Annotated in this window: 3 protein-coding genes and 3 pseudogenes; 3 read left to right on the forward strand and 3 right to left on the reverse strand. The window is 59.4% G+C overall.

Annotation, left to right across the window (positions count from 1 at the left end; genetic code table 11):
- The first annotated feature begins 804 nt into the window (after positions 1 to 804).
- Together rpsU and YUU_RS63205 are read left to right on the forward strand one after the other, a co-directional pair.
- Positions 805 to 1,092: a 30S ribosomal protein S21 gene (gene rpsU / locus YUU_RS54750; protein ID WP_035665512.1), complete on the forward strand. Its 288-nt coding sequence runs from the start codon at positions 805 to 807 to the stop codon at positions 1,090 to 1,092.
- A gap of 72 nt (positions 1,093 to 1,164) precedes the next feature.
- On the forward strand, positions 1,165 to 1,272 hold the full coding sequence (locus YUU_RS63205; protein WP_371260621.1) for a hypothetical protein: 108 nt from the start codon (positions 1,165 to 1,167) through the stop codon (positions 1,270 to 1,272).
- 440 nt (positions 1,273 to 1,712) lie between these two features.
- Here YUU_RS63205 and YUU_RS58170 read toward each other — a convergent pair.
- Positions 1,713 to 2,183, reverse strand: a pseudogene (locus YUU_RS58170) (PAS domain-containing protein); the annotation flags it as partial.
- 440 nt (positions 2,184 to 2,623) lie between these two features.
- On the opposite strand from YUU_RS58170, the pseudogene YUU_RS54755 reads away from it, so the two are divergent.
- Positions 2,624 to 3,298: pseudogene (locus tag YUU_RS54755) on the forward strand (DDE-type integrase/transposase/recombinase); the annotation flags it as partial.
- Between the two features lie 245 nt (positions 3,299 to 3,543).
- Here YUU_RS54755 and YUU_RS59995 read toward each other — a convergent pair.
- A pseudogene (locus YUU_RS59995) lies at positions 3,544 to 3,654 on the reverse strand (ATP-binding protein); the annotation flags it as partial.
- A gap of 40 nt (positions 3,655 to 3,694) precedes the next feature.
- A partial coding sequence (locus YUU_RS0148960) for a Ulp1 family isopeptidase (protein WP_245288344.1) occupies positions 3,695 to 4,627 on the reverse strand: 933 nt, incomplete at its 5' end.

Genomic DNA, 4,627 nt, shown 5'->3' on the forward strand with positions numbered 1-4,627 from the left:
GACCACGTCGTGGGGCCTCCCGTGTTGCGTACGCTTTCCTTGTGTACATGCTGTCGCCACTACCCCGGCGCAGCGACTGGAGGTACTGCTTCGCTCACTTCCTCCAGCCGTGTCAGCCTTCCCCGAAAGGGTCGTCGGGTCGGCCTGCGCATCGTCCTTTTCGAGGCTTGCTCGGCGTTCACTCGCGTTNCGGCCTGCACACTCGCGCTGTCACCAATTCGTGACACGCTAATCGAAGGCTTCAGCCACTTCGTTACCTCCATGACTGCTCCGATTGCTTCCGGCTGGAGCGTTTGCCGGGTGGGACTTGCACCCACTGGAAAGCGCCGCCTTGTCACGGCGCACACCCTCAACAGACATTCGATCGGCATGTTAGGGAGGGCGGCCCTCGGGAGCGGCCAAGCGTGATCGGATGATACCGTCCTAGGACAGGCGCGTTTTCGAAGGCATCTCTCTGACTTCCCCCGGGGGGCATGGCGAGGTTCGCAGACTCTTCTCCGCTCAGCCCTTCTTCAATCAGAGTTGCTGTCCAGCCCTCGGGAGTTGCGTCGAGGACACGATCCACGGCCTCCTCACGCGGCGTGGCAGCCAGCCAAATCCGGCGCTCTGCGTCATCGGTCGTGACTCGAACAAGATGGATTTCCATCTGCTTACGACGCGCGTAGTCCGATTTAGTTTCTCTCTTCTGGATTGACGTAGTCGGCGGGGAACCATATGACAGTCGGCCACTTAAGTTGTCGCGGCGCTCTGCGTCGCAGGCTGCGTCTTTTCAGACATGGTGCAGCGAACTAGGAGTTCTGACGAATGCAAGTCTTGGTTCGCGACAATAATGTCGAGCAGGCACTTCGAGTTCTGAAAAAGAAAATGCAACGCGAAGGCGTGTTCAGAGAAATGAAGCGGGCGAGCTTCTATGAGAAGCCCTCGGAAAAAGCGGCCCGCCAAAAGTCCGAGGCGATTCGCCGCGCTCGCAAGCTGGCCCGGAAACAGGCTATTCGAGAGGGATTGATTGCCGCCCCAGTCAAGAAACCCAATGATAAGCGTCCGACCCGCGCGCTCCCGAGCGTCGCAGCTACGAACCCCAAACAACCATAACCAATTCGGCTGCGCCTTGAAGGGATAGAACTCCCCGACATTGAATCCGTACAGGAAGAAGCTGCTCGCTCATTGGTAGACATGGCAAAGAACGCAGTCAGGGGTAACGGCGACAGCTCCCCACGGCACCGAATGGCCATCGAAGTCCGAGATGACAACGGCCCGGTGCTGCAAGGCTAAGTTCACGTTCGAAATGGACCAGACAAGGCATTGACGCTGCCGCAGTTGGCACCTTTCGCCGGCTTTTTATGTATCTTTTTTGCTAAACGCGGTGCGTACGTTGGGCGTAGGCTGCCGTCATCACCGCGCCGCCCGTGGCCTTTATCGGTGGCGGAGAGTGTTGTGCTCCCGCCCTCACAGCAGAAGGGAGCGTCGCATGCTCGACGCGCAGCTCACTAACAAGCTTTCACCCCGCGAGACGATGTGGCCCCGCTGCCCGAGGTGCGGAGGCAAGGCGGAAGTTCTCAGGGTTGTACCGGGAAGACCGGGGTTCCAGCACCGAACCTTGAGGTGTACTAACTGCCCAACGATATACGAAGCACAAGCTCCCGCAGACCCGATTAATTCCGAAGCTATGGGCTCGCTTCACAGTGGATTGAACCCGCCTCGATAAATGCGGGTAGCGAATAACCCACCGCTTTGAGAAAGTTCGCGTTGGCGGTGATGATCATGCCATCCATGCCGAACTCGATGACGGCCTGGGACCTGCCGATCGCGTCGATCTGTCCGGACGTATCAATCGCCTCTAGCTTCTGATTGGTCACATCGGTGGCGAATTTCACCACCGCAAAAGGCTTTCCCTTTTCGTCGAGAACGGGATTGTAGGTTGCCAGCATCCATACTTCCCGGCCGCCCTTGGCAAGTCACCGGAATTGCCCGGCCTGGCATTCGCCGCGGTTAAGCCGGGCCCAGAACTCGCGATAGCGGTTCGAGTCTCGCTCATCTGCGTCAACGAACATGCGGTGATGGTGGCCCTGGATCTCCGACTGGGCGTATCCCATCATTTTCAGGAATTTTTCGTTGGCCGCAATGACCGTCCCGTCCATCTGGAATTCGCTGACGGCCTGCGACCGGTCAATGGCGGCAGGCTTCTCCAATTCACCCTGTTTGAAAAGTCCGAACATTCCCTGATGTCTCCTTCGATTTTCTCGGGCCGCAAGAACGAAGGGCCGAGATGGCATTCGATACGTGTAGAACAGGCACTGCTTCGTAGCCGTCCCCGTGGATCTTCAGATCGAAGCGAAGGACAATGCGGCGCCGCCTGCGAGAACTAGCCCAGCGCCTTTGGAGGACAGGGGCAGGACATTGCCTTGCCGCTAAATCTGATCGCCCTGGCTCGTGGATCGGCGTAGGCCGTCGAGCTGCCTTTGCCGAGTTCGTTCTTCGCGTCTCTCTACTTTCTTCCTATTTTCCGAAGCAAGAAGAAAATCAAATCAGCAGGACAGCGGTGCCGCGGCACGCCACGCGTAGGAAAATGTTACCAACCGATTCGGATGCCGGCCATCGCGCCAGTGCGGCCACGGTATGCGGCACGCACTCGCTCGACACGCTGCATCGCGTGTTGTGTCGCCACGGTGAGCAGGTACTGAAGCGGCCGCGCCGCAAGATGAAGGGCACAAAGCGCTACGCGCGGCCAGTTCCCGGCGACCGGGTGCAGATGGACGTCTGCAAGATCGCGCCGGGCGTTTACCAGTATACGGCGATTGACGATTGCTCCCGCTACAAGGTGCTGGGCGTTTATCGCCGACGCACAGCGGCCAACGCGCTGGACTTCCTGGAGCGCCTCATTGAGGAGACGCCGTTTCCGATTCAGCGCATCCAGACCGATCGCGGCCGCGAGTTCTTTGCCGAGGCTGTGCAGCAAACGCTGATGGACTGGGCGATAAAGTTCCGTCCTATAAAGCCGCGCTCACCGCATCTGAATGGCAAAGTCGAACGAACTCAAAGGGCAGACCTCGAGGAGTTCTGGTCAACGGTCGATCCGAAAGCCGCCGATATCGAGGATCGGATTGCCGAATGGCAACATCATTGGAATTGGCGCCGCCCGCATACCGCACTCGGCGGTGGCACGCCGGTCGATCGCGTCTGCGACCTGGCGAACATCACCCCGTTCACAGACCAGGTGGAATCCCGCTTCGACCCTACAAAAGAGCGGATCAGAATCCCAGACTATCGCTTTGATCGGGCGTTCGCTGCGCTGAAATGATGTGACCAGACCCTACAAAGCTGAGCGCCTCATCGGCTTCTTTTGATCTGCGATATCGACCTTTTGACCTTATTCGCGCCTTCCGTGAATCCCACGACCTGCACCAAATATGCGGAAGCCCCCCTGATTTGTTGCGCGGGTTGTGTTTCTCCTTCCGCTTCTGTGCACATTTTACTGATCGTGAGCAGCCCCTCCGGCCGAGGCGGTGATGGGTCAGCGTCCTGGCTGCTCGTCAAGGGTGATGGTTTGGCGTTATGTTTTCGCATGATCTCGCCGGCAAGCTGGAGGCGATGACCGTTATGGACGAGACGATCCAGTATCGCGTCGGCGAGCGTGGGATCCCCGATAACTTCGTGCCGCGCCGCACTCCACCGGCTCTATCAGCAGAGGCTGACGTCAACCCCTTAGTCTGTTTCGCAGTGCCAGCCGGTCGGCGACGAGGTTGTCAAGATGCAGCACGGCTGGTCGTCGTCTTTGCGCCAATCGCCTAACCAGCGCCCGCGTACCGTCCAGCACAAAGACACCGCAATCATAGTCGTTCCGCTGCTGGGTCATGCGGACCGGCTCCAGACGAGCACTCAGCCGTTGTGCGAGCATTGCTGCACGCTCGTCGTTTTGTCCCCGGTTAGAGTCGTAGTGATAGGCAACTGGACTCTCCCGATCGCGACGATCAACGAACAGCAGCGACCAGTGGGTGCCCCGGAGAACAGGATCCGAAGCACTTGCGTCGTTCACTGGCACGAACAGAAAGTCGGCTGTATCGTTACCATTCACATTTACAATGCGCTGGAAGGTGGCGAGCATCACGTTCGCAGGCCCCAGGCGCAGTTGATAGTGGGCGATGAGGGGATCGACCAACCGCGTCCGGGCGGCGAGGTCCGGATTGTTCCGCTGCAAGTCCTGCATCAGCAGTTCGTAATCCCGCAGAATATGCTGGTCACCCAGCCATTCCCTAGTGTCGAGCACCCGCCCGCTGCGGTCGGGGGCCGGCGCTTTCGACGCATCGGAGGTCGTGCTCGGAAATGCCGGCGCATAATGAGCATCATCTCGCAGCTCCTGCGGGGTGGACGGCAAATTGACGGGATAGCCAACACCGCGGAAGAAGTCTGACGACGGCTGCGCTGAGGACTGGCCTGCCAATCCGGTAAGCACCGCCCATACGGCTTCGGCTAGATCGTAACTGACCGTTTGCGACCCGGCAGGCTGATCGGACTGCGACGACGGCCCCGACCATGGATGGTCCCACCCGGCGGGTGCCTGCCCTCCAGCTTGGTCCGCCTCGTGCCAAAGCTGCTCCTGATCGTAGCTGACCGTCTGCGACCCGGCGCG

The sequence above is a fragment of the Bradyrhizobium sp. Ec3.3 genome, assembly GCF_000472925.1.
GTDB lineage: Bacteria > Pseudomonadota > Alphaproteobacteria > Rhizobiales > Xanthobacteraceae > Bradyrhizobium.

Bases quoted from the DNA above. Each gene is read 5' to 3' on its own strand.
- rpsU (WP_035665512.1), top strand. From the start codon at position 805: ATGCAAGTCTTGGTTCGCGACAATAATGTCGAGCAGGCACTTCGAGTT.